24 protein-coding genes are annotated in these 23,562 nt (G+C 33.7%); 8 read left to right on the plus strand and 16 right to left on the minus strand.

Translation table 11 applies throughout. From position 1 onward, the window contains the following. Positions 1–2: 2 nt before the first annotated feature. The 14 genes from ACFS3A_RS11290 to ACFS3A_RS11355 all read right to left on the minus strand — a co-directional run bounded on the left by ACFS3A_RS11290 (position 3) and on the right by ACFS3A_RS11355 (position 13,499). Positions 3–635 carry a phosphoribosylanthranilate isomerase gene (locus tag ACFS3A_RS11290; protein ID WP_379825553.1) on the minus strand — a complete coding sequence of 211 codons (633 nt, stop codon included), beginning with the start codon at positions 633–635 and terminating at the stop codon, positions 3–5. Positions 636–774: 139 nt separating this feature from the next. Beyond that, the gene (trpC, locus tag ACFS3A_RS11295) at positions 775–1,560 is read right to left on the minus strand and encodes an indole-3-glycerol phosphate synthase TrpC (RefSeq protein ID WP_379825554.1); all 786 of its coding nucleotides are present in this window, start codon (positions 1,558–1,560) and stop codon (positions 775–777) included. A gap of 86 nt (positions 1,561–1,646) precedes the next feature. Next, complete coding sequence (gene trpD, locus ACFS3A_RS11300) at positions 1,647–2,639, minus strand: anthranilate phosphoribosyltransferase (RefSeq protein WP_379825556.1); 993 nt, start codon at positions 2,637–2,639, stop codon at positions 1,647–1,649. A 96-nt stretch (positions 2,640–2,735) separates the two neighbouring features. Continuing rightward, entirely contained in the window at positions 2,736–3,302 is a 567-nt protein-coding gene (locus ACFS3A_RS11305; protein ID WP_179002642.1) for an anthranilate synthase component II, read from the minus strand. Between the two features lie 87 nt (positions 3,303–3,389). Continuing rightward, positions 3,390–3,830 carry a hypothetical protein gene (locus ACFS3A_RS11310; protein WP_379825557.1) on the minus strand — a complete coding sequence of 147 codons (441 nt, stop codon included), beginning with the start codon at positions 3,828–3,830 and terminating at the stop codon, positions 3,390–3,392. Positions 3,831–3,921: 91 nt separating this feature from the next. Next, positions 3,922–5,322 (minus strand): anthranilate synthase component I family protein, encoded by a 1,401-nt coding sequence (locus ACFS3A_RS11315; RefSeq protein WP_379825559.1) that lies wholly within the window; start codon positions 5,320–5,322, stop codon positions 3,922–3,924. A gap of 302 nt (positions 5,323–5,624) precedes the next feature. Then, entirely contained in the window at positions 5,625–6,905 is a 1,281-nt protein-coding gene (locus ACFS3A_RS11320; RefSeq protein ID WP_379825561.1) for a hypothetical protein, read from the minus strand. A gap of 206 nt (positions 6,906–7,111) precedes the next feature. Then, positions 7,112–7,678, minus strand: coding sequence for a YceI family protein (locus tag ACFS3A_RS11325; protein ID WP_379825562.1), 567 nt, complete (start codon positions 7,676–7,678; stop codon positions 7,112–7,114). 39 nt (positions 7,679–7,717) lie between these two features. Further along, complete coding sequence (locus ACFS3A_RS11330; RefSeq protein ID WP_379825563.1) at positions 7,718–8,350, minus strand: NAD(P)H-dependent oxidoreductase; 633 nt, start codon at positions 8,348–8,350, stop codon at positions 7,718–7,720. Positions 8,351–8,360: 10 nt separating this feature from the next. Further along, positions 8,361–8,819, minus strand: a complete 459-nt coding sequence (locus ACFS3A_RS11335) for a MarR family winged helix-turn-helix transcriptional regulator (protein WP_109194920.1) — start codon at positions 8,817–8,819, stop codon at positions 8,361–8,363. A gap of 289 nt (positions 8,820–9,108) precedes the next feature. Next, a complete protein-coding gene (locus ACFS3A_RS11340) occupies positions 9,109–10,716 on the minus strand; it encodes a glycerol-3-phosphate dehydrogenase/oxidase (RefSeq protein ID WP_379825565.1) in 1,608 nt (535 codons plus the stop codon). Positions 10,717–10,934: 218 nt separating this feature from the next. Continuing rightward, positions 10,935–11,414, minus strand: coding sequence for a DUF6691 family protein (locus ACFS3A_RS11345; protein ID WP_379825566.1), 480 nt, complete (start codon positions 11,412–11,414; stop codon positions 10,935–10,937). Between the two features lie 10 nt (positions 11,415–11,424). Beyond that, complete coding sequence (locus ACFS3A_RS11350) at positions 11,425–11,988, minus strand: YeeE/YedE family protein (RefSeq protein ID WP_379825842.1); 564 nt, start codon at positions 11,986–11,988, stop codon at positions 11,425–11,427. A 92-nt stretch (positions 11,989–12,080) separates the two neighbouring features. Beyond that, the gene (locus tag ACFS3A_RS11355; RefSeq protein ID WP_379825568.1) at positions 12,081–13,499 is read right to left on the minus strand and encodes an MBL fold metallo-hydrolase; all 1,419 of its coding nucleotides are present in this window, start codon (positions 13,497–13,499) and stop codon (positions 12,081–12,083) included. Between the two features lie 213 nt (positions 13,500–13,712). Here ACFS3A_RS11355 and ACFS3A_RS11360 point away from each other — a divergent pair, with 213 nt between their 5' ends. The 6 genes from ACFS3A_RS11360 (at position 13,713) to ACFS3A_RS11385 (ending at position 19,240) form a co-directional block, all read left to right on the plus strand. Further along, on the plus strand, positions 13,713–14,303 hold the full coding sequence (locus ACFS3A_RS11360; RefSeq protein WP_379825569.1) for an HD domain-containing protein: 591 nt from the start codon (positions 13,713–13,715) through the stop codon (positions 14,301–14,303). Between the two features lie 393 nt (positions 14,304–14,696). Next, entirely contained in the window at positions 14,697–16,043 is a 1,347-nt protein-coding gene (locus ACFS3A_RS11365; RefSeq protein ID WP_379825845.1) for a cytochrome ubiquinol oxidase subunit I, read from the plus strand. Between the two features lie 2 nt (positions 16,044–16,045). After that, positions 16,046–17,122, plus strand: coding sequence for a cytochrome d ubiquinol oxidase subunit II (gene cydB / locus ACFS3A_RS11370; RefSeq protein ID WP_379825571.1), 1,077 nt, complete (start codon positions 16,046–16,048; stop codon positions 17,120–17,122). 545 nt (positions 17,123–17,667) lie between these two features. Next, on the plus strand, positions 17,668–18,072 hold the full coding sequence (locus ACFS3A_RS11375) for a hypothetical protein (RefSeq protein WP_379825572.1): 405 nt from the start codon (positions 17,668–17,670) through the stop codon (positions 18,070–18,072). 234 nt (positions 18,073–18,306) lie between these two features. Beyond that, the gene (locus ACFS3A_RS11380; protein ID WP_379825573.1) at positions 18,307–18,693 is read left to right on the plus strand and encodes a helix-turn-helix transcriptional regulator; all 387 of its coding nucleotides are present in this window, start codon (positions 18,307–18,309) and stop codon (positions 18,691–18,693) included. Positions 18,694–18,784: 91 nt separating this feature from the next. After that, positions 18,785–19,240: a GNAT family N-acetyltransferase gene (locus ACFS3A_RS11385; RefSeq protein WP_379825575.1), complete on the plus strand. Its 456-nt coding sequence runs from the start codon at positions 18,785–18,787 to the stop codon at positions 19,238–19,240. 226 nt (positions 19,241–19,466) lie between these two features. Here ACFS3A_RS11385 and ACFS3A_RS11390 read toward each other — a convergent pair whose 3' ends face one another. Both ACFS3A_RS11390 and ACFS3A_RS11395 read right to left on the minus strand, forming a co-directional pair. Then, complete coding sequence (locus ACFS3A_RS11390; RefSeq protein WP_379825576.1) at positions 19,467–20,252, minus strand: sulfite exporter TauE/SafE family protein; 786 nt, start codon at positions 20,250–20,252, stop codon at positions 19,467–19,469. A gap of 163 nt (positions 20,253–20,415) precedes the next feature. Beyond that, positions 20,416–21,042: a Crp/Fnr family transcriptional regulator gene (locus ACFS3A_RS11395; RefSeq protein ID WP_091491998.1), complete on the minus strand. Its 627-nt coding sequence runs from the start codon at positions 21,040–21,042 to the stop codon at positions 20,416–20,418. 378 nt (positions 21,043–21,420) lie between these two features. Here ACFS3A_RS11395 and ACFS3A_RS11400 point away from each other — a divergent pair, with 378 nt between their 5' ends. Together ACFS3A_RS11400 and ACFS3A_RS11405 are read left to right on the plus strand one after the other, a co-directional pair. Beyond that, the gene (locus tag ACFS3A_RS11400; protein ID WP_091491996.1) at positions 21,421–21,732 is read left to right on the plus strand and encodes a rhodanese-like domain-containing protein; all 312 of its coding nucleotides are present in this window, start codon (positions 21,421–21,423) and stop codon (positions 21,730–21,732) included. A 73-nt stretch (positions 21,733–21,805) separates the two neighbouring features. Then, positions 21,806–23,386 (plus strand): NADP-dependent glyceraldehyde-3-phosphate dehydrogenase, encoded by a 1,581-nt coding sequence (locus ACFS3A_RS11405; RefSeq protein WP_379825577.1) that lies wholly within the window; start codon positions 21,806–21,808, stop codon positions 23,384–23,386. Positions 23,387–23,562: the final 176 nt, after the last annotated feature.

Raw genomic sequence — 23,562 nt, forward strand, 5'->3', positions numbered from 1 at the left:
TTTTAAAAGTTGGCAACATCAAATTTTCGTTTGAAATTGCTAAATAAATTTCTGTTTTTCAGCCCTGGTTCAATTTCAAATTTACTATTTACATCGACAGCGTAAATTGGTAAATTGGTTTTTGAAATTTCTTCAATGGCTTTTAATTCTTTCATTCCAATGCCACCACTTAAAAAGAAAGGTTTCTTGGAATTGTATTTTTTTAATATGGTCCAGTCAAATGTTGTTCCGTTGCCGCCCGGAAGTTTTCCTTTGGTATCAAACAAAAAATAATCGCAGACTGGCTCAAAAGGTTTTATAACTTCGAAATCAAAACTTTCATCGGCTGAAAATACTTTTATGATTTCGACTTTTTTAGGTAATTGTTCTTTTAGTTCCGATAAAAATTCAACGGATTCATTTCCGTGTAACTGAACGGCTTGTAAATTGTATTTTGCGACTTTCTCCAGAATTTCTTCCTGACTTTGATCTACAAAAACACCCACTTTTTTGACTGTTTTGATCAATTCAGGAATAGTTCCGTCAAAATATCGCGCGGATTTTTCCCAGAAAATAAATCCCATATAGTCAGGCAAAAGTGCGCCTACTTCGAGAATATTTTCAGGATATTTCATACCGCATATTTTAAGTTTCATTTTTTTATTTGTTTTTTGCCGCGAAGGCGCTAAGACACTAAGTTTTAATTGTTTTTTTGTCGCTAAGACGCCAAGACACTAAGTTTTTTTACAAACGAGTACAAGTTAAATTTGCGCCTTTGTGACTTTGTGGCAAATCTTATTGGTTTATTTGACTGATGAATTCTGTTGCGGATTGTCCCGCATTATCGGTTTTCATGAAGTTTTCTCCAATTAAGAAACCTTTGTAACCGTAAGGTTTTAGTTCTTGAATAGCTTCTACTGATGAAATACCGCTTTCCGAAACTTTTACAAAATCGTCAGGAATTTGCGATGCTAAATCTTTACTGAAATCTAAACTTACTTCAAATGTTTTCAGGTTTCTGTTATTCACACCAATCATGTCCAAACTTGGCATAATTGATTTTTCTAATTCTTCCTGATTGTGAACTTCCAGTAAAACTTCTAAACCTAGTTTCTTAGCAAATTCAGATAAAGATTTTATTTCTTCTCTCGTTAAAACTGCTGCAATTAGAAGGATTAAATCGGCGCCATGTGCTTTGGCTTCTAAGATTTGGTATTCGTCTACAATAAATTCTTTTCGTAAAAGCGGAATATTTACAGATGCTCTTGCCAAAAGTAAATCGTCTAAGGATCCTCCAAAATACTTTCCATCTGTTAAAACGGAGATTCCGCAAGCTCCGGCATCTTCATAACCTTTTACTACTTCTTCAACCGTAAAATTATTGTTGATGATTGATTTTGAAGGAGAACGACGTTTGTGTTCTGCTATAATTCCGGAATTACTTTCTTTTAGTTTCTGACTAAGAGAAATAGTTTGTTTTCCAAAAAATACCGAAGCTTCCAATTGAGAAACCGGAATGATTGATTTCTTTAAAATAACTTCTCGTTTCTTGTCTATTATTATTTTATCTAGGATATTCATTGTGTTGATTGGTTTCAAGTTTTAAGTTTCAGGTTTCAAGTTTGTCGAACGTTCAAACAACTTGAAAGCTGAAACTTGAAACAAATTTATTTACTTAACTCTTGTAATTTCTGTAAAGCTTTTAGTCCTTTTCCTGACAAAAGACTTTCTTTTGCTAATTCAAAACCTTCTTTTGGAGAACATTTTGTAACGGTTGCGATTGCCATTGCGGCATTGGCACAAACTACATTGTTTTGGGCTTCGGTTCCTTTTCCAGAAATGATATTGGTAAAGATTTCAGCCGATTCTTCGATGGTTTTACCTCCTTCAATTTCGGTTTGAGATAAAAGATGAACGCCAAAATCGTCAGGATTTAACATTCCTTCCATGTGGTTCGAAATTGTTTTGGTTGGGCCAGTTAATGAAATTTCATCATAGCCGTCAAGCGAATGTAAGATGGTGAAATTAACATCGGTGTTTTGATATAAATAGGCATACATTCTTGCCAATTCTAAGTTGAAAACCCCAACCAATTGATTTTGTGGAAAAGATGGATTTACCATTGGCCCCAACATATTGAAAAACGTTTTTACAGCCAGTTCTTTTCTGATTGGTCCAACATTTTTCATTGCAGGATGAAATAGGGGAGCGTGTAAAACACAAACTCCAGCCTGATCGATGCATTTTTCTAAAAAGTCAGGATCATTGCTGAATTTAATTCCCATTTTTTCCATCACGTTGCTCGATCCTGAAATAGAGGAAACACCGTAATTTCCGTGTTTGGCAATTTTAATTCCGGCTCCTGCAGAAACAAAAGAAGCTAAAGTCGAAATGTTGAAAGTGTCTTTTCCATCGCCACCCGTTCCGCATAAATCGATGGTGTTATAGGCAGATAAATCGACACGAATACATAATTCTAATAAGGCTTCGCGAAATCCCGAAAGCTCATCGATTGTTATGCTTCGCATCATAAAAACAGTCAAAAATGCCGAAATCTGGCTTGGATTATATTGACCTGTTGAGATATTAATTAACACTAGTTTCGCTTCTTCTTTAGAAAGCACTTCGTGATTGATTAATTTATTTAATATAGTTTTCATTTTTTTTTAAGATTCTAAGTTACTAAGAGACTAAGGTTCTAAGTTTTTACTGTGACTGTAAACTGTGACTGAATACTAAAATTCTGAAACTGATCACTAACTCTTAATCCAATTCTCTAACATTTTTTTTCCGTTTGGAGTCAGTACACTTTCTGGGTGGAATTGAACGCCTCTTACATCATAATTTTTGTGCCTTAAAGACATTACTTGTCCGTTTTCGTCAAACGAAGTTGCTTCAAGTTCGTCAGGAAGATTGGTATCTACAACCCACGAATGGTATCTTCCAACTTCAAATTCTTTTCCTAAACCTTCAAACAGAATTTCGTCATCTACTACTGTTTTTACATTCGTTGAAACTCCGTGATATACTTTGTCAAGATTGGAAAGTGTTCCGCCAAAAACTTCGCCAATTGCCTGTTGTCCTAAACAAACTCCAAGAATACTTTTCGTTGGACTGTATTTTTCGATTACTGCTTTTAATAAACCTGCTTCATCCGGAATTCCAGGTCCCGGAGAAAGTAATATTTTATCAAAAGAAGCGATTTCATCAATATCAAATTCGTCGTTTCTGTAAACAGTAACTTCGCAGTTTAAATCTTCTAAATAGTGCACCAAGTTGTAAGTGAAACTATCGTAATTGTCTATAACTAAAATCTTTTTCATTGTGTTGTGTTTTTTTGTTTCAGGTTTTCTTTGTCTCAGGTTTCAGGTTGTTGGAACGTGAAACTTTAAACCTAAAACCAAATTTTCTTATTTTTCTCGAACGTATTTCTCAATAATAATATGATCTACGCCTAATTTTTCTACTTTTTCGATTCCTTTTTGAATTAAGGTGTCGTTTTGAACTTTTACTACAAATTCGAATTTGTTATTTTCCCAGTTGCGATTATTAAAATATTCTAGATTTTCGGTATAAATACTGTCTTTCAAAGTATATTTTCCGCCTCCTGCAAAATATAATGCTGTCGTTGAATCTTTTCCGTTTTTTAAATCATGATTTAGAAAAGCAAAGTGAGAGTCATTTATAATCTTAATCATTTTGGTGTTTTTATTGAAAGTTGAAAAAGTCGAATCTTTTTCAGTAGTTTCAGCTGATATAAGACGCCAGGTTCCTTCAATCGGATTTTTCTTTTCAGAATTGCAAGACGTCATAGTAATAATTAAAATCAAAATCGAAATTGCTTTTTTCATGGTTTTTATGGTTTGTTGGTTAATTGTTTCAAGTTTCAGGTTTGTTTTACGTTCCAACAACTTGAAACTTGAAACCTGAAACAAAAAAAACTTATATTTTTTCCGCCATTTCCAGCGCTGTATTTAAAGCCCTTAATTTATTGTAAACTTCCTGCATTTCACTTTCTTCATCAGAACTGGCTACAATTCCGGCACCAGCCTGACAATGTAATTGATGATTTTTAGAAAGGAAAGTTCGAATCATAATCGCGTGGTTAAAATTTCCATCAAAATCCATAACACCAATTGCGCCTCCGTAAAAATTACGATTTGTTTTTTCGCAGTCTTCAATTAACTGCATGGCTCTGTGTTTTGGAGCTCCGCTTAATGTTCCTGCCGGGAAAGTATCTGCTACAACCTGCATAGTTGTTGCTTTATCGTGTAAATGTCCTGTTACTTTTGAAACTAAGTGAATTACGTGAGAGAAAAACTGAACTTCTCTGTATTTTTCTACATTAACATCATGACCATTTCGGCTTAAATCATTTCTGGCCAAATCAACCAACATTACGTGCTCACTGTTTTCTTTTTTATCTTCAGAAAGTTCTTTGGCTAAAAGTGCATCACGTTCGTCATCTCCAGTTCTTTTAAAAGTTCCTGCAATTGGATGAATTTCAGCTTTTCTGTCTTTGACAATAATTTGTGCTTCCGGAGAAGAACCGAATATTTTGAAATCTCCATAATCAAAAAAGAACAAATACGGAGAAGGATTAATGCTTCTTAAAGCTCTGTAAACATTGAATTCGTCACCTTTAAAACCTTGAGTAAATCTTCTGGATAATACTAATTGAAATACATCTCCTCGGTAACAGTGCTTTTTGGCTAAAGCCACATTTTCTTTAAATTCTTCATCAGTTAAATTAGAGAAACCTTCACCTTCTTTAGAAAATTTATAAGAAGCAATATTTCTGGATTGTAATAATTGTTCGATTTCAGCAATATTGTTTTTTCCGTCTAAACTATGGCAGAAAATATATGCTTCATTTTTGAAATGGTTGATTGCGATAATATTTTGGTAAACCGCATAAAAAACATCCGGAATTGAAGTTGCATTGTCTTTCTTAGCAATTGAAACTTTTTCGAAATAACGAACAGCATCGTAAGAAATATATCCAAATAAACCGTTGTTGATAAACTTGAAATCATTTTTCTCCGATTTAAACTGACCTGAAAATTCCTGAATAACCTGTGGAATATTTGTTGAAGAATCAATATTAATTTTCTCAGAAGTTCCGTTAGGAAAAGTTTTGGAGATAACTTCGTTTTCTATTTTGATAGTAGCAATTGGATTACAGCAGATATAAGAGAAACTGTTGTCATTTCCGTGATAATCACTACTTTCCAATAATAAACTGTTTGGAAATTTATCTCTGATTTTAAAGTAAATACTAACCGGTGTAACAGTATCTGCCAGAATTTGCTTGTAATTGGTATTAAGGATAAAAGGTTTCAATGTATATAGTTTTTTAATTGTGTTAGTTTTTTTATTTCAATTTTGGACCAAAAAAAAAGGCTTGTCGTGATGACAAGCCTTTTATATTTATAGTTTTCTTACAATACCATAGGAAGCTTTGTTCACGACGTCTGACGTAAATTGCTCCACCACCAAGTATTGTTTAAAATTGTTCTCATTTCTTTATTTTGATGTCACAAATATATAAATGTAATTTTAAATAGAGTACATAAAATTTCAAAAAAATCTTTTCAAAATTTCAAAATTTGTTAAATTTTATTCGTGCAATAGGTTGCAAATCCTTAATTTCCAATAGCCAGCGTGTTGTTTACATTTAATCTAAAATCTGGATTTGCTTTTATATTTGGAAGATAAAACAGCTCACTTAACTTCACTTTAGTGAATTGAATATCATTTTGAGGATTGCTATAATAGTTTTTTATTCCCGAATTGTTGCTTGCAGATTCACTTTCGATCTCACCTTTACAATTGTTTGCGATAACATTTTTAAAGCTGATTTTAGAAAGATTAGCTTCTCCGTTTCCAATTGCACCTTCTAGTAAAATGAAAGGTTCAAAACCGGAAACTACACTATTGGTTAAGTTAAAAAAAGTATTTTCTCTGATGTAAGCAGATTCTCTAACCAAACCTTGATTGTTTTCTTCCAGATTAACCAAAGTGATATTACTCGCATTTATTTTAGTCATTTTTTTGGTCATATCAGTATTAGCAATTTTCTCGTAAGAGTCAACCTCAAAGCATCTTGAACCCGAAATATCTGAAGAAAACGGATGACGAATCGCAATACTATTACTAATGTTGATTTGAGCACCTTGAGTAAAATCAAAGTCATCATCAGTGGTTCTAAAAGAAATTAAATTGCTAAGATTTAAATCTCCACCATAACATTCGAAAGAATCATCATTGGAGAAACTAATTTGAATATTACTTACGATTGTTTTTCTTCCAACACCAGCAAGAGATAGTCCATTAAGTTCTTTTGAAGCACTTAGTTTTCTTCCTGCATATTCAATTCTAACATATTTTAAAATCCCTGAATTATCTTCAGGATCCTGGCCACCGTAATGATTTAAAGTTGGTTCAAGGTCAAAAGGCAAAGTATGAACGCCGCCTAAAGTATTAATCGGCGCTTTTCCTAAAACAATGATTCCGCCCCAGTCGCCCGGTTTTCTGTTGTTTATTTCATTTTCAGATGTAAAAATAATTGGATCAGTTTCAAGGCCTTCTGCAATAATTTTTGAACCGTTTGTAATAACAAGAGTACCACAAGTTTTGTCGTCTCCACGAATAACTGTTCCTGGTTCTATAGTCAAAGTAGCATTATTGGTCACGTAAACAACACCAACTAAATGATAGACATTACGTTTTACTAATCTGGTGTCTTTATCAATAGTTCCGGCAATTATATTGGTTGCTTCACTATAGTCATTTGCAGCAGGTCTAAAACTAGTCCAGTTGTTCATCCAGTTTGTGTTTCCAGTTATTCCTTTTGGTTGTTGCTGGGCTTGTACGAAAAAGCTGATAATGAATGTAATAGATGCAATACGTAATTTTGTTTTCATAACTATGACTTTAATTTCTAGTTTTTGATTTTTTTAAATTTCCCCAAAAATAGAAGCCGTATGTTAATCAAAGTCCCGATGCTTATTACGAAAGAGTTACTATACAGTTAAGAATGTTAAGGTTGTGAAAAGTATATAAATAAGAAACCCTGACAGTTTAAAACTGTCAGGGTTTTATGATTTTCTGAACTAGTAAGTCTTAAAAATTAGAATTTTAAAGCTACAGCTAATTCAAATTCGTCATTGATAGTTTTGTCTCCTAAGTTTTGGAAGAAATTACCAGAGTTGTATTTAATATCGTATTTAGTTCTGTCAACTTTGAAAGCAGTTGTTGCAGTGTTTCCAGCTACAGTGATATCAAAAGTTACAGGTTTAGTGATTCCTTTGATAGTTAAATCAGCAGTTACTGTATAAACATCAGCAGATTTAGAACCGATTTTTTTGAAAACTAATTTTGCAGTTGGGAATTTATCAGTTCCGAAGAAATCGTCAGCTTTTAAGTGCCCGTTTAATTTTCCTTGGTATTCTCCAGTTAAATCAGTTGCAGTTAATGAAGTCATGTCAACAGTAAAGCTACCACCAGTTAATTTTTTTCCTTTGAAAACTACAGCTCCGTCTTTGAAGTTTACAGTTCCTGAGTGTTCTCCGGTTACTTTTTTACCTACCCATTTAATAGTAGATGCTTTTACGTCGATTTTTTTAGTTTGAGCGTTTACTGAGATACCAGCTGCTGCTACGAATAATGCTATTGCAATAGTTTTTAAATTTTTCATGTTTTTTAAAATTAAAATTTGAATTGGATTAATAAATAATTATAGTGTGATAAATAATTCTTCGTTTGATTTTCTAACTTTTTTATAATGCTGTGTAGTATCTTCATCATGTCTGTAACCTACAGTTGCAATTACTGATGCATTTAAACCTAATTTATCGAAACCTAAAATCTCGTTAAATTTTGCAGCATTGAAGCCTTCCATTGGAGTTGCATCGATTTTTAAGTCTGCTGCAGCATTTAATAAGTTTCCTAAAGCTAAATAAGTTTGTTTTGCAGTCCAGATGTGTTTTGCTTCAGCAGATAAATTGGTGATTACACCTTTCATCATATCACTGAATCCGCCTAAAGCATCAACTGGTACACCTCTGGTTTCGCTAATGTTGCTGATGTATTTGTCTACAGATGCAGTGTCAAGGTTTAAGTCATTTGCAAAAATGAATAGGTGAGAAGCATCTGTAATTTGAGTTTGTCCCCAGGCTGCCGCTTTTAGTTCTTCTCTTAACGCTGGATTTTCAACGATAACAACTTTATAGGGTTGTAATCCGTATGAAGAAGCACTTAATCTAACTGCTTCTTTTAAAGTGTTTAGATCTGCATCAGAGATTTTTTTTGTTGCATCAAACTGTTTTGTTGCGTATCTCCAATTTAGATTTTCTACGATATTGCTCATAATAGTAATTTTATTTATTGGTTCTAAATTTTTCTAATAACTGATTTAAGAAAACTAATTCTTCTGGTTTTAGATTGTCAGCAAACGTTTTTTCGTGTTCGTCTACTTTCGGATCTAATTCTTTTAAAACATCTAATCCTTTCTGGGTAATCAAAACTTCGATTTTTCGTCGATTATCCGGACAGACATTTCGTGTTACAAATTCTTTTAATAACAATTTGTCCACCAATCTTGTTGTGTTGCTTGTTTTAGCAAGCATTCGTTCTTGTATTACGCACATGTTGGCTGGTTTCCCTTTTTGCCCTCTTAATATACGTAACACATTATATTGCTCTCCAGATAAATCATACGGTTTAATTAACTCGTTGAAATGATCCTGAACCACATTTTGTGTGTACATGATATTCAGTATAACTTTTTTCGCATTATCCATCTTAACCGTACTCTTAATAACCTCTTCAATTGTCATAGTCGTAAGTGTATAATTTGTATATACAAATGTAGAACTTTTAATAGTTGTATATACAAGTGTCATGTTAAAAATTTGTTAATTATAAAAACCTGTAGGAATTCAAAGAGTAATTAAAATTGAATTTGAGAATAAAGTTAATTTTAATTTATGAATTAAAGTGTTGTTTTTTAAATGTTTAACTTAAAAATAATCTTGAAGGATAATTAGGTGAAATCAATTATTTGCTGGCGGTAAGAAGTAATTAAAAACGATATGTTTTTTTTGACTTTTGTTTTAATTATGAAATTTATTGCTTCTGAAAATCCATTTTTGAGCTGTTTCTGAACTCAGAAAGCAGAAAACCTTTCGAAATTTCATTAAAATCTTCCATTTCTTTTATGATCCAATTTTCATCTTTACCCAATTCTTTAGCCATAATTTGGGCTGTCTTTTCAGCAGACAGAATTGCTGCTTTTGCATCTAAAAATAATAAGCGAACACGTCTTGCCAAAACATCATCAAGGGTTCGGGCCATTTCGTAGCGCACAGCCCAAACGACTTCAGCAATCGTGAATTCGTGATCGGGATGTATTTTTTCTTTTAATTCAGGTTCGTTTTCTTGTAATTGTTGTATATAAGGAATATCGCTACCATAGATGTACAAATGATTCTCTCTGTCCCGAGTTGTGGTAGGTTTATTTCCATGAATGGATAAGTGCTGTGTAACGCACTCTTTTTTAGGAAGTTTTCCTTTTAAAATAGCTTTATCGATTATTTCTTCGGCCATTTTTCTATACGTTGTCCATTTTCCTCCGGTAATAGTTATTAAGCCGGTTTCAGAAACAATTATTTTATGACTTCTGGAAACTTCTTTGGTACTTTTTCCTTCTTCTTTTGGTGCTGCTAAAGGACGTAAGCCAGCAAATACAGAAAGTACATCGGCTCTTGTTGGCTTTTTTGTCAGAAATCGTTGAGCCGTTTCCAGAACAAATTGAATTTCGCTTTCTAAAGCAATCGGTTCTAAACTTTGCTTTTTTATTAAAGTATCCGTCGTGCCTACAACAACACGATTATGCCAGGGGACAGCAAACAAAACTCTTCCGTCTTTGGTTTTCGGAATCATTAAGGCATGTTCACCAGGCAGAAAAGATTTGTCAAATACCAAATGAATTCCCTGACTTGGAACTATATATTTTTTATAAACATTATCATTTAATTTCATGATGGCATTGGTAAAAACGCCTGTAGCATTTATAACAGCAGAACCTTTTAGCTCATAAGTAATTCCAGTTTCCTGATCGGTTGCCTGAACTCCAATGATCTGATTTTTATTGTCTTTTAATAGATTGACAACTTTTACATAATTTAAAATACAAGCTCCATTTTCGACAGCAGTTTGTGCGAGGTTAATTGCCAAACGGGAATCATCAAATTGACCGTCGTGATAAATAACACCATTTACTAATCCGTTTTCTTCTACATTTGGAAGCATTTCAATAGTTTTCTTTTTTGAAATGTATTTCGAACTTCCTAAACTCAAACAGCCCGACAATAAATCATAAATTTTTAATCCGATAGTGTAAAAATAACCGCTCCACCAATTGTAATTCGGAATCACAAAGGATTGATTTTTGACCAAATGACCTGCATTTTGAGCCATCAATCCTCTTTCTTTTAGTGCCTCTCTGACCAAATGAATATCTCCTTGTTCCAGATAACGTACACCGCCATGAACCAATTTGGTGCTTCGGCTGGAAGTTCCTTTTGCAAAATCTACAGCTTCTAATAAAATGGTTTTATAACCACGACTTGCAGCATCAATTGCAGTTCCTAGTCCGCTTGCTCCACCGCCAATAATTATTACGTCCCAATTTTTGGTATTCTGTAGTTTGGATAACTGCTCTGAACGATTCATATTTTACACTGCTTTTATGGAACTTATTTGTTTTAAACAAACTTAACAAAAGGAAATTAAAAATTGATGAAGAAAGATATTTAACCGCAAAGCACGCAAGATTCTTTTCTAATTAGGTCGTATAAAGCGCAAAGTTCGCAAAGCTATGTAAATAAACTTTGCGAACTTTGCGGTTAAATCAGCTTGAAACTTGAAATAAAGAAAACCTGAAACAAATTTTAATGAGGAAGTTTATCTTTAATCAATCCATAAACCCAGGTTCCGAAAATGGCACTTACTAAAGTAACCACGATTACAGTTGCGCCAGTTCCAATTTGAGCAAAAAGTGGTCCTGGACAAGCTCCGGTAATTGCCCATCCGAAACCAAACATTAGTCCACCGTAGATTTGTCCTTTATTGAAAGTTTTTGGCTGAATTTCGATTTTCTCGCCATCAAGAGTTTTGATGTTGAATTTCTTAATTAATTGTACTGAAATTAATCCAACAAAAACAGCGCAACCAATTACCCCGTACATGTGAAACGATTCAAGATGGAACATTTCCTGAATACGGAACCAACTGATGATTTCTGCTTTTACGAATACAATTCCGAAAAAGATGCCGACTATTAAATATTTAAGATTGGCAAATGCAGTTTCTTTTTTATGGCTTGCGTTGATTCCTTCGCTGTCTGTATTTTTATTTTCTAAATTGCTCATTTTTGAAATTTTAAAGTGAAAGAATGTAAGGTAAAATCAAAAGTGACATTACAAAACCGCCAATCATAAAACAGATTGTAGCCACAACAGAAGGCCATTGTAAATTTGAAATTCCCATAATGGCGTGTCCGCTGGTGCATCCACCTGCGTAACGTGTTCCAAAACCTACTAGAAATCCACCGACAACCATCATAATGAAACCACGAAGTGTAAATAAGCTTTCCCATGAAAAAAGTTGAGCAGGAACTAAACCGGTATGATCTGTAATTCCGTAACCTGCTAATTGCTCTGAAAGTTCCGGCGCAATTGCAACTGGATTTGGATTAGAAAGCAAATAAGCAGCAATAACACCGCCAAGAAATATTCCGAAAACAAAGAATAAATTCCAGCTTTCTTTTTTCCAGTCGTATTTAAAGAATGAAATATTTGCCGGAATACAAGCCGCACAAATATGACGAAGCGAAGAACTAATCCCGAAAGATTTATTCCCGATAATTAATAAAATAGGAACTGTTAATCCAATTAGCGGGCCGGCAACATACCAAGGCCAAGGTTCTTTAATGATTTCAAGTATACTCATTTTTTTAGGTTCAGAGGTTCAAAGGTTCAGAGGTTCAAAGGGGAAAACTTTGTCGCTTTGCACCTTTGCATCTCTGTACCTTAAAATTATGCGTTTAATGTTTTGCTTTGACAAACAAAATCTGATTTTGGAAGATTGGTTTTTGAAATCGCTCCAAAACCACCTTCAACTTCAGAGAAATTTCTAAAGCCTCGTGCTTGCAATATTGAAGCGGCAATCATACTTCTGTATCCGCCGGCGCAGTGCAGATAAAAATGCTCATTTGGGTTAATATCTTTTACCCAGTCATTAATATATGCCAAAGGTTTGCTGTAAGCGTCTTCGATATGTTCTGCTGCGTATTCTGTTTCTTTACGAATGTCTACAATTTTATCAGTTTCGATATTTACTTGGTTTGCAAATTGTTCTGCAGTAATTCTGTTTACGGTATCGATTTCAAAACCTGCTTTTTGCCAGGCTTCGAAACCGCCTTCCAAATGTCCAATGATTGTATCAAAACCAACTCGGCTTAAACGTGTAACGGTTTCTTCTTCCATTCCAACGGTTGTAACCAGAATAATTGGCTGTTTTACATCAGCAATCAAAGTTCCAACCCAAGGAGCAAAATCACCATTGATTCCAATATTAATAGACTGAGGAATAAAACCTTTATGAAAATCGGCCGCACTTCTAGTGTCTAGAATTAAAGCACCGGTCTCTTCTGCAACTGCTTCAAATTCATTTACATTAATGGCTTTCATTCCATTATGAAGAACTGTTTCAAAACTTTCATATCCGCCTTTGTTCATCGCAACGTTCATACTGAAATAAGCAGGAGGAGGCAATAAACCATCAGTTACTTCTTCAATAAATTCAGCTTCAGTCATGTTCGCGCGCAAAGCATAATTTGTTGCTTTTTGGTTTCCAATAGTCGAAACGGTTTCTTTACTCATGTTTTTTCCGCAGGCACTTCCGGCTCCGTGCGCAGGATAAACGATCACATCATCGTTCAGCGTCATGATTTTATCTCTTAAAGAATGAAATAAAATTCCAGCCAGTTGATCTTGTGTCATTCCCGCTGCTTTCTGTGCTAAATCAGGGCGTCCAACATCTCCAATAAATAAAGTATCGCCTGAGAAAATAGCATGATCTTTTCCGTTTTCGTCAATAAGCAAAAATGTTGTACTCTCCATAGTATGACCTGGAGTATGCAATACTTTGATAGTTACTTGTCCGATTTTAAATTCTTGTCCGTCTTTTGCAGAAATGCAGTCAAATTCGCAGGCAGCGTTTGGTCCGTAAACAATTGGAGCGCCTGTTTCTTTACTTAAGTCAACGTGTCCGGAAACGAAATCGGCGTGGAAATGAGTTTCAAAAATGTATTTCAATTTTACGTTATCTCTTTCCAAACGATCTAAATAAGGCTGAGTTTCTCTAAGAGGATCAATAATAGCGGCTTCACCATCTGAGGTAATATAATAAGCACCTTGTGCTAAACATCCGGTGTAAATTTGTTCTATTTTCATGATATGAAATCTAAAATATGTGGGGTACAAATGTAATGCTGTTTTCTCGGAAAATAGGTGACTAATGTTACAGAAATTCGATTTCTGTTAAAATTTAACGTGGATTTTGTCATGGGAGTTATATAAAGTGATTTAAAGTTGAGCAATTACGCTTTTACTTCTAATTTTGTATATGACGAATGTCATTTTTAAGAAAAAAAAATAATCAGTTATATGAACACGAAAGATTTATTAGGTCAAATTGCTTTTATAAAAGAGATTGATAAAGTAAAATACATTCAGCGTAAGACAAAATTATTCAACAGTGACCGCTGCGAAAATGATGCAGAACACAGTTGGCATCTGGCCTTAATGGCAATTGTTTTGGCGGAGCATTCAAATGAGCCAATTGATGTTTTGAAAGTCGTAAAAATGGTTTTGATACACGATATCGTAGAAATTGATGCTGGAGATGTTTTTATTTATGATACAGTAAAAAGCCATGATAACACGGATGAAGAAAGATTGGCGGCAAACAGAATTTTTGGCCTACTGCCGAAAAAGCAAGCTGAAGAATTAATAGCCATTTGGGAAGAATTTGAAGCAGGCGAAACCAATGAAGCTAAATTTGCCAGATCTATGGACAGATTAGAACCTTTATTACAAAATACTTCTAACAACGGTGGAACCTGGAAAGAATTTGGAGTGACTTATGATAAAGTTCATGCTAAAAAAAGCATTATCAAAAACGGATCAACAACTTTATGGAATTATGCCGAAGGTCTGATTAACGAAAGTGTTGAAAAAGGGATTTTAGAAAAATAATCAATAATAACCGCGTTATCAAAATCAAACTTAGCCTGAGGTTTCAACCGCAGGAACTCATGCATAATCACGATACGTTTCCCGCGGTTGAAACCGCGGGCTATGTTTAAGGACGTAAATCTATAGATAATCTTGTCATTTCATTTCTGAAAGGAGAAATCACACACGGAATTCCGTAATGTATATCGTCAATTTTTGTCGAGTTTCTAGTGTGATTTCTACTTTCAGTCGAAATTGACAAATATTAAGGAGACATTGAAAAGACAAGTGTGATTTCCAATTTTCAAAATTGTTGAAAAGTTTAACAAATATCAGGCGATAAACTTTTTTTAAAGGGCGTTAATTCGGGTTCTAATGGTTAAATTTGTGGAACTTCATAAACAAATTACCATTATGGAAGAAATGCTCTTTTATGATCGAATGCAATTCGCATTCACCATTACTTTTCATTATCTTTTTCCACAGCTTACAATGGGTCTTTCGCTTATCATTGTTTACTTCAAATGGAAATATCTTAAAACTAAAGACGAACAATACAATCACGCCACCCATTTCTGGATGAAAATCTTTGCCCTCAATTTTGCAATGGGTGTTGTCACCGGAATTCCGATGGAGTTTCAGTTTGGAACCAACTGGGCAAAGTTCTCTGAGTTAACAGGCGGAATCATTGGTCAGACACTGGCAATGGAAGGAATGTTTTCTTTCTTTCTCGAATCTTCTTTTCTTGGAATATTTTTATTTGGAGAAAAATTGCTCGGACATAAATGGCATTTTGTAACCGGATTATTAATCATGATTGGTTCCTGGGCCAGCGGATTCCTTATCATTGCTACACATTCGTGGATGCAGAATCCGGTTGGTTATGAAATTCTGGAAAACGGAAAATTTGTACTCAATAATTTTCAGGCTTTGTTTTTAAATCCTTGGCTTTGGCCTTCCTATTTGCACAATCAGGCTGCTTCTTTGGTAACAAGTTCTTTTGTTGTGGCAGGAATTGGAGCATTCTATATCTTAAGTAAAAAGAATGTTTCTTTTGGAAAATTATTTCTTAAAACAGGAGTAATCTTTGGATTGATTTCTAGTATTATTGTAGCAGTTCCTACTGGAGATTTACTGGCTAAGAATGTGGTAAAATATCAGCCTGTGACTTTTGCCGGAATGGAAGGGATTTTTCATACAGAGAAAAAAGGTTCTGAAATTGTTTTAATTGGTCAGCCTGATGTAAAAGACAAGAAACTGGACAATAAAATTGCTGTTCCAAATATTCTGAGTTTCCTGACTTACGGAAATTGGGATCAGGAAATAAAAGGTTTAGATCAGTTTGAAGAAGATCTTCATCCAACCAATATTTCGGGATTGTATTATGCGTACCATATTATGGTTGGACTCGGAACGGTTTTTATTGGATTGATGGTGCTTTCACTTTTTCAATTAATCAGAGGGAAATTGTTTGAAACCAAATGGCTTTTATGGTCTCTAATGTTCATGATGCCATTTCCTTATATTGCGAATACAACCGGATGGTACACTGCCGAATTAGGAAGACAACCGTGGCTGGTTTATAATTTATTACGAACTTCAGCAGGGGCTTCACCTACAGTTTCCTCAGGAAATACCTTGTTTACATTACTAGGATTTATAGGATTGTACCTTTTACTTGGAATGTTATTTTTACTTCTAATTGGAAAAATTATCAATAAAGGACCGCACAAAGTGGAACTTTCAACAGAAAAAATATAAGTATGGAATTTTTTTGGTATATAGTTTTAATGGGAATTTTAGCCGTTTATCTCGTTTTAGATGGTTACGATTTTGGCGCAGGAATTATTCATTTATTTTTTGCTGATACAGAAAAAGACAAAAAAGCAATTACAAGTGCAATTGGTCCGTTTTGGGATGCCAATGAAGTTTGGCTGATTGCGGCGGGAGGTGTTTTGTTTTTTGCTTTTCCGACTTTATACGCTTCTTCTTTCAGTGGTTTTTATTTGCCATTGATTATGATTTTATGGCTTTTGATTTTCCGCGCCATCGGATTGGAAATGCGCGGTCAGGTACACAATCATATGTGGGAAAGTATTTGGGATAAAGCTTTTGGAATTGCAAGTTTACTTTTGGCTTTGTTTTTCGGAATTGCTTTAGGAAATATCGTTCGCGGCGTCAATCTCGGAATGGTTCAAAATGGTATTTCTACGCAGGAAGCGCATTATTTCTTTCTGCCTTTATGGAATCCAACTTTTAGTCCGCAGGCAAATGAATTGGGAATCATCGACTGGTTTACGCTTTTTTTAGGAATTGTGAGTGTTGTAGCACTAACCATTCACGGTGCAAACTGGATTATTTATAAAACGAATTCGTCACTGAATCCAAAACTTAAAAAAGTGGTTTTTGCTTTGAATATTGTTCTATTGGTTTTAGTTTGTATTTCATTACAAATTTGGCATTTTATTGAGCCAAAACCATTTCATAATTTCGTCGAAAACCCGATTTTATGGTTTTTCCCTTTCATAACTTTTGTTGGGATTTTGGGGTTGTTTAAAGTCCGTTCCTTTAAAAAAGATGGTCACGGATTTATATTTTCAACTTTGTTTTTAGTCGGGGGATTTGCTTCAACAGCGGTTTCTATTTTCCCGAATGTTTTACCTTCAACCAATAAAGTAAATCCTTCATTAACGATTTATAATACTGCCGCTCATGAATATGGATTAAATGCAGGATTGAGCTGGTTTTTTGTGGCTTTATTTCTGGTGATTGTTTATTTTATTATTCAATATAGAGTGTTTAGTGGGAAGATGGACGATATTGGATATGGTGAACATTGATTTTTTATAGCCCAAAATTCACGAATTTTTATTTTAATTACGAAATGAATTGCCTCCAGTTTTAACTGGAGGTTTTTTGTTTGAGTCAAGGATTATAGTTTAGCCAAATTGTAGAAGTTTGACTAATGTCTTTTATTTGTATAGATTTGTTTACCTCTGGCTGAAATAGAAGGCAATTCAGAAAAAAAAAACAACTTTAAAAATATTTAGGATCTGTTTTTCTAAAGGCATTGACAGAAGAAGAGTTCTTAATATGATATAGAATAATATCAAATTAAGAATCTGCCTATCATTTGAAAATAAACGGATTTTTATTTTGATTTTTGGCAGAATAAAAAAATATAATGTCCTAAATAAGCCCATTTTATTAGCATAATCATTTATTAAAGATTTAATTACAACTAATAGTTATATTCTATAAGTTAAGGTGTAGAAAAAAAAAGAAGTTATTGCTTAATATTGCTAAACTAAGAATTTTTCCCCTGGAATTCTTAAAAAAATAATTTCCAAAAAACACTTAAATTTATTTTTTACCTACTAGAATTATGCCCTTGAAAATTTTTCCCGACAAGATTAAATTTGATTACAAATCTAAAAAATGGCAGTACCAATTTGATGAAATAAAAGAGCTTGGACTTCTTAAGAAAAAGAAAAAATATTTTATACAAAATGGCACCTTTATTGCCGGAGCTACTGCAGCTTATTGCGGTATGATTTTTTCCGAACTAACGGATTTGAACTATGTTATTCCAGTGCTTTTGTGTTATATTCTTATAATAACTTCTGGATTTAAAAGTAAGACTGAATTTGTCTATTTTATTTTTGTAAAAGATATATACAAAAGCGAAATTAGAACAAAAATTGCATCAAAAGATCGTCTCCTGATAGGCAGGCAGATTGATCATTATTTGGATCTTCAGTTTGAAAGAAATATAAGAAGAACCGCGTAATATAATAATTGAGAAATGATTGTATGTGAAATTTACCGTTATGATTTTGTTCTCATAATGGCAGCTTTGATGTATGGTTATTTTATTACCAAAAGAGAAAATTAATAAAATAGTGCTTTATAAATTCCCAATTATAAAGTAGCTTTAGAATACCCAAAAATAAGTATAGTTATGCTGTTATTAAATTTAGCAGCTGGCTGTTTTAACTATACATGACCGCAAATCAGAAAAATTATGGCCGCAACAATTAAAAACAAAATCAAAAACATTAGAGAGTTAAAGAATTATACTCAGGAATATATGGCAGAAAGATTAGGTGTAACCCAGGCAGGTTACAGTAAAATTGAAAAAGGAAAGACTTCTTTGAGTTACGAGAAATTGGTTGATATAGGAAGAATTTTAGATGTCAGTGTTGAGGATATAATTAGCTTTGATTACGATAAGTATTTTAACAACTTCAATAAAATTACAGGAAACAATAACGGAAGTATTTTAATAAATGCCGACAATTCATCTGTATTAAAAGAGCTTTATGAAGATAAGATTCAATTATTGGAAAAACTCTTAAACAGAACTGAACATGAACTGCAACGTTATAAAATCAAATTTGGAGAGATATGAAATTGCTGGACGAGCTTGTTTTCTGAAAACTGGACTATAAATGGGTTTCTTCTTTGTAATATTTTCGCTTTTTAACTAAATATTTAAAGCAATGGTTTACAAAATTAAAAAAGCAAGTATCGAAGATCTCAATGAAGCAGCAGAACTTTTTAATCTTTATCGTGTTTTCTATCGACAAGAGTCAGATGTAGAAAAAGGGAAAGCATTTCTTAAAGATCGATTGTTAAATAACGAATCGGATATTTTTTTAGCCTTTGTAGACGAAAAAGCAGTCGGTTTTGTACAACTATACAAATTGTTTCATTATACAAAACTGCAAAAACAATGGTTGTTAAGCGATCTTTTTGTACATCCGGATTATCGTGGTAAAGGTTTGTCTGTTGCATTAATTGATCGAAGCAAACAATGGTGTGAAGAAACGGGAGCGTGTGGCTTGATGCTGGAAACAGAAAAAACTAATGATATAGGAAATCAATTATATCCTCGATGTGGATTTGAATATGATGGACTTCATAATTATTATCATTGGTGGCGAATAGAAAAGTAAGACTAAAACTGGATTGGTGAGAATTAGTTCTGGTCTATATTCAAAACGGACTTTATATAAAAATTATGTCTAAAAAAAATCCGTTTATCTTTAGGGATAAACGGATTTTTTAGTTTCATCTTTGTCAAAGTGTAAAACTTTGACAAAGATTACTCTACAAGTAAAACTAAATTCAAAATATTTAAAAATTTATACTAATCGCTCAATCAGTGATAAATATTAAATTCTAAAACAAAATTTCTTTTGTAATGATGTAAATTCCCATTACAAGGACAAACCATCCGAAAAGCGGTTTCAGTTTAACGCCGTCTATTTTTTTAGAAAGCTGGCTTCCAATCAACATTCCGATCAGAGCCATTGCCGAAACACTCAAAAGAAAAGTATAATCTATAGGCGTTCCGATGTATAAATCACCGGCAAAACCAATTGATGAATTAATGGTAATGATTAATAATGAAGTACCAACGGCTTGTTTCATTGGTAAGTTAGCAAAGAAAAGCAGTGCAGGAATAATTAAAAATCCTCCCCCCGCTCCAAGAAATCCGGTTACGATTCCAACTAAAAATCCAATTATGCTTAATTGAAGATAATTGGTTTCAGCAGATTTTATTTCTGGCTGATTTTTTTTAATCATCGAAATGGCTGCAGTAATCATTAATACAGAAAAAATTACCATGATTAGAAAATCTTTGGAAACCGTATAAGATGCTATGCAGAATAGAGTTTTGGCAATTTGAGGAAAAATTACTTCACGTATAATCAAAATAGAAATTACTGATGGAACGGCAAAATACAAAGCCGACTTTAATTTTAGATTTCCCATTTTATAATGGCTGTAACTTCCAAATAATGCAGTTAAACCAACAATAAATAAAGAATATGAAGTGGCCTGGTCCGGATTTACTTTAAATAAGTAAACTAAAATTGGAATAGTCAAAATCGATCCGCCTCCGCCAATTAAGCCAAGTGTGATTCCGATTATGATTGAAGCAAAAAAGCCAAAGTATTCCATTGCATTTATTTTAATGCAAAGTTGCTTCGGAAATTAGAAACCTACAGTAACATTTATCACAGAAGGATTTTTTTCGCCACGAATTCACGAATTATTGTGTCGCATTGAGCGAAGTCGAAATGCTTTTTGGGCTTAGATTTCGCTCAGCCTGACAACAGAAAAACTATTTTAATAACTCAATTTGGTTTCGGTTGAGTTTAACTAAACCGCGCTGTTCCATTTTTTTGAGTAATCTGGAAACGACTTCACGGGAAGTATTTAATTCGGTTGCGATTTCCTGATGCGAAAGATTTACTTCAGAACAGCCACAGGCATCAGAATGTCTTTTTAAATAAAATTCCAAACGTTCATCCATAGAACGGAATGCAATATTGTCGACTACTTCTAGAACTTCTTCGAAACGGCTTCTGTAAGTTTCAATTACAAATTCGTACCAGCTTCTGTGTTCCATCATCCATTTGTCCATAGATTGCAGCGGAATCATCATTACAGACACATCTTCAACAACTTTTGCCATAATCTGGCTTTTCTCACTTTTTGCAGTGCAAATCATTGAAATTGCGCAAGCCTGACCTGGCTGTAAATAATACAATAAAAATTCGCCTCCATCTTCTCCCTGACGATAAATCTTGATTTTACCTTTGGTAATTAAAGCCGTATTCTTGATGTATTGCCCGGTACGCATTAAAATAGTTCCGGCTTCAAAATCCTGAAGGCTTCCATTTTCTTCAATAGTAGCAATAAGTTCATTGGAGAAATTAGGAAAGATGGTTTTTAATGAATTTTGCATTGTTATAAATTGTTTTGTCACATCGAGCGGAGTCGAGATCTATAGAGTTTTAGACTCTGCTCGAACAGACAGATGTGATTTTTTTTGCACCTTAAATTTTGTCAAAAAGAAATTAAAAATTATAATTTATTACAAAGATAATAGATTGAAATGGGATTAATTGTCAGTAAATATGATTTTAGATGTATTTTATGAAAATGAAAAAATCCTATTTTCTACCGATTTTGTAGACTGAATTTTTAAAAATAGTAACTAAATTTGTAAATCACTGATTATAATACTTTCTCTAAAACGTTTTCTGAGAATAATAATCGAAATCGCATTTGGTACGTTTTTTATAAATAGAAACGTCGTAATTTTACAAAAACACATTTTATTATGAATTTATCACAAGAAGATTGGGTTGCTCAGTTAGAAGCTGACGAAAATGCAGTTATACTTGACGTAAGAACTGAAGACGAATTTAATGACGGCTACATTGAGAATGCTTTAAACATTGATATCAATAAAGGGCAGGGGTTCATCTATGAAATCGAAGAATTAGACAAAAATAAAAACTATTATGTATACTGTCGTTCTGGAGCAAGAAGTGCAAAAGCATGCCAGATCATGAATGAGTTGGGTATACAGAATGCCTACAATCTGCTTGGCGGAATCCTGGATTGGGAAGGCGAAACAGTACAACCATAAAAGAAGAAGAGGCATACAAAAGCCTCTTTTTTCTTTTGAAAATAGAATTACCAGACCATTAAATAACCAAACTATGAGTTTTATACCAGAAGAATATCAGATTAATACGCTGATCAATCAAGATACTTATCTTGTAAATGGAGAATTGAAACAATGGACAGGGCAAACCACACCTGTGTTTTCAACTATTTCTTCAACAGAAAAATATTCGCCGACTTTATTAGGATCAATTCCTTTTATGGGAGAAAAAGAAGCAGCAGAAGTTGTCGAAGCGGCGACCAATGCATACGATATGGGGCAGGGCTTATGGCCAACCATGAAAGTTGCCGATCGTATTAAAAGCATGGAGAACTTTGTGAAACAAATGAAAGAAACCCGCGAAGAGGTAGTAAAATACCTGATGTGGGAAATTGGAAAATCATTGGGAGATTCGCAAAAAGAGTTCGACAGAACAGTAGAATATATTTACGATACAATTGCAAGTTATAAAGAACTAAACGGAAGAAGTTCTCATTTTGAAAAAGTACAAGGCGTAAACGCTATGATCCGCCGTGGACCTCTTGGAGTAGTTTTGTGTCTTGGACCTTACAACTATCCATTAAATGAAACTTTTTCATTATTGATTCCGGCTTTGATTATGGGGAATACTGTAATCTTCAAGCCTGCTAAGCATGGAGTTCTATGTATTTCGCCTTTATTGGAAGCATTTAGGAGTAGTTTCCCAAAAGGGGTAATCAATATTGTTTATGGAAGAGGTCGTGAAGTAGCTTCTCCGATTATGAAATCCGGAAAAATTGATGTTTTGGCATTAATTGGAAACAGTAAATCAGCGATTGCTTTACAAGATCAGCATCCAAACAAAAACAGATTGCGTTTGATTTTAGGTTTAGAAGCTAAAAACCCAGCGATTATTCTTCCGGATGCCGACTTGGATTTGGCTATTCAGGAATGTATTACAGGAAGTTTGTCTTTCAACGGACAGCGTTGTACGGCTTTAAAAGTATTATACGTTCACGAATCTATCAGAGAAGAATTCAACAAACGTTTTGCTGAAAAAGTAGATAGTTTAGTTTTTGGAAATCCATGGGATAATGGAGTTTCTTTGACACCGCTTCCGGAATCAGAAAAACCAGCTTACATTCAGGGATTAATTGATGATGCAACTTCAAAAGGCGCAAAAATCATTAATGAAAAAGGAGGAAAACATACCGATAATTATATTTTTCCAGCTGTCTTGTATCCGGTAAATAAAGAAATGCGAGTGTATCACGAAGAACAATTTGGACCTGTTGTTCCTGTTCTTTCGTTCAAAGATATAAAAGAACCATTGAAAGATATGGCCGAATCAAACTACGGACAACAGGTAAGTTTGTTTGGAAAAGACATTAAAACGCTTGCACCGCTTATTGATGCCTTAGTAAATTTAGTTTGCAGAGTAAACTTAAATAGTTCTTGCCAAAGAGGACCAGATGCATTCCCTTTTACAGGACGTAAAGATTCTGCTGTAGGAACTTTAAGTATTCCGGATGCTTTGCGTTCTTTCTCAATTCGTACGTTTGTCGCTTCAAAAGATATTGGTTATAATAACGAGATTCTGCAGGAATTGCTTAACAGCAAAGAATCGAATTTTATTAATACCGATTATATTTTGTAGTAATCAAGGTTATATATTAATTGTAGATACCGTCTGTTGCCTTTTTGGTGGCAGACGGTTTTTCTTTTTTAAGATGCTGAGATACTAAGACGCTAAGATTCTAAGTTTTTTAAAACGATAAACCATAAACGATAAACTACAAAACATCAATCTCTAACAATTCACAATTAATAATT

It is taken from the genome of Flavobacterium notoginsengisoli, from assembly GCF_042686225.1.
In the GTDB taxonomy this organism is placed as follows: Bacteria; Bacteroidota; Bacteroidia; order Flavobacteriales; family Flavobacteriaceae; genus Flavobacterium; species Flavobacterium notoginsengisoli.

What these genes read in the sequence shown, in the direction of transcription:
- ACFS3A_RS11290 (WP_379825553.1), bottom strand. Translation starts at nt 635, where the DNA reads ATGAAACTTAAAATATGCGGTATGAAATATCCTGAAAATATTCTCGAA.
- trpC (WP_379825554.1), bottom strand. Translation starts at nt 1,560, where the DNA reads ATGAATATCCTAGATAAAATAATAATAGACAAGAAACGAGAAGTTATT.
- trpD (WP_379825556.1), bottom strand. Translation starts at nt 2,639, where the DNA reads ATGAAAACTATATTAAATAAATTAATCAATCACGAAGTGCTTTCTAAA.
- ACFS3A_RS11305 (WP_179002642.1), bottom strand. Translation starts at nt 3,302, where the DNA reads ATGAAAAAGATTTTAGTTATAGACAATTACGATAGTTTCACTTACAAC.
- ACFS3A_RS11310 (WP_379825557.1), bottom strand. Translation starts at nt 3,830, where the DNA reads ATGAAAAAAGCAATTTCGATTTTGATTTTAATTATTACTATGACGTCT.
- ACFS3A_RS11320 (WP_379825561.1), bottom strand. Translation starts at nt 6,905, where the DNA reads ATGAAAACAAAATTACGTATTGCATCTATTACATTCATTATCAGCTTT.
- ACFS3A_RS11325 (WP_379825562.1), bottom strand. Translation starts at nt 7,678, where the DNA reads ATGAAAAATTTAAAAACTATTGCAATAGCATTATTCGTAGCAGCAGCT.
- ACFS3A_RS11330 (WP_379825563.1), bottom strand. Translation starts at nt 8,350, where the DNA reads ATGAGCAATATCGTAGAAAATCTAAATTGGAGATACGCAACAAAACAG.
- ACFS3A_RS11335 (WP_109194920.1), bottom strand. Translation starts at nt 8,819, where the DNA reads ATGACAATTGAAGAGGTTATTAAGAGTACGGTTAAGATGGATAATGCG.
- ACFS3A_RS11340 (WP_379825565.1), bottom strand. Translation starts at nt 10,716, where the DNA reads ATGAATCGTTCAGAGCAGTTATCCAAACTACAGAATACCAAAAATTGG.
- ACFS3A_RS11345 (WP_379825566.1), bottom strand. Translation starts at nt 11,414, where the DNA reads ATGAGCAATTTAGAAAATAAAAATACAGACAGCGAAGGAATCAACGCA.
- ACFS3A_RS11355 (WP_379825568.1), bottom strand. Translation starts at nt 13,499, where the DNA reads ATGAAAATAGAACAAATTTACACCGGATGTTTAGCACAAGGTGCTTAT.
- ACFS3A_RS11360 (WP_379825569.1), top strand. Translation starts at nt 13,713, where the DNA reads ATGAACACGAAAGATTTATTAGGTCAAATTGCTTTTATAAAAGAGATT.
- ACFS3A_RS11365 (WP_379825845.1), top strand. Translation starts at nt 14,697, where the DNA reads ATGGAAGAAATGCTCTTTTATGATCGAATGCAATTCGCATTCACCATT.
- cydB (WP_379825571.1), top strand. Translation starts at nt 16,046, where the DNA reads ATGGAATTTTTTTGGTATATAGTTTTAATGGGAATTTTAGCCGTTTAT.
- ACFS3A_RS11375 (WP_379825572.1), top strand. Translation starts at nt 17,668, where the DNA reads ATGCCCTTGAAAATTTTTCCCGACAAGATTAAATTTGATTACAAATCT.
- ACFS3A_RS11380 (WP_379825573.1), top strand. Translation starts at nt 18,307, where the DNA reads ATGGCCGCAACAATTAAAAACAAAATCAAAAACATTAGAGAGTTAAAG.
- ACFS3A_RS11385 (WP_379825575.1), top strand. Translation starts at nt 18,785, where the DNA reads ATGGTTTACAAAATTAAAAAAGCAAGTATCGAAGATCTCAATGAAGCA.
- ACFS3A_RS11390 (WP_379825576.1), bottom strand. Translation starts at nt 20,252, where the DNA reads ATGGAATACTTTGGCTTTTTTGCTTCAATCATAATCGGAATCACACTT.
- ACFS3A_RS11395 (WP_091491998.1), bottom strand. Translation starts at nt 21,042, where the DNA reads ATGCAAAATTCATTAAAAACCATCTTTCCTAATTTCTCCAATGAACTT.
- ACFS3A_RS11400 (WP_091491996.1), top strand. Translation starts at nt 21,421, where the DNA reads ATGAATTTATCACAAGAAGATTGGGTTGCTCAGTTAGAAGCTGACGAA.
- ACFS3A_RS11405 (WP_379825577.1), top strand. Translation starts at nt 21,806, where the DNA reads ATGAGTTTTATACCAGAAGAATATCAGATTAATACGCTGATCAATCAA.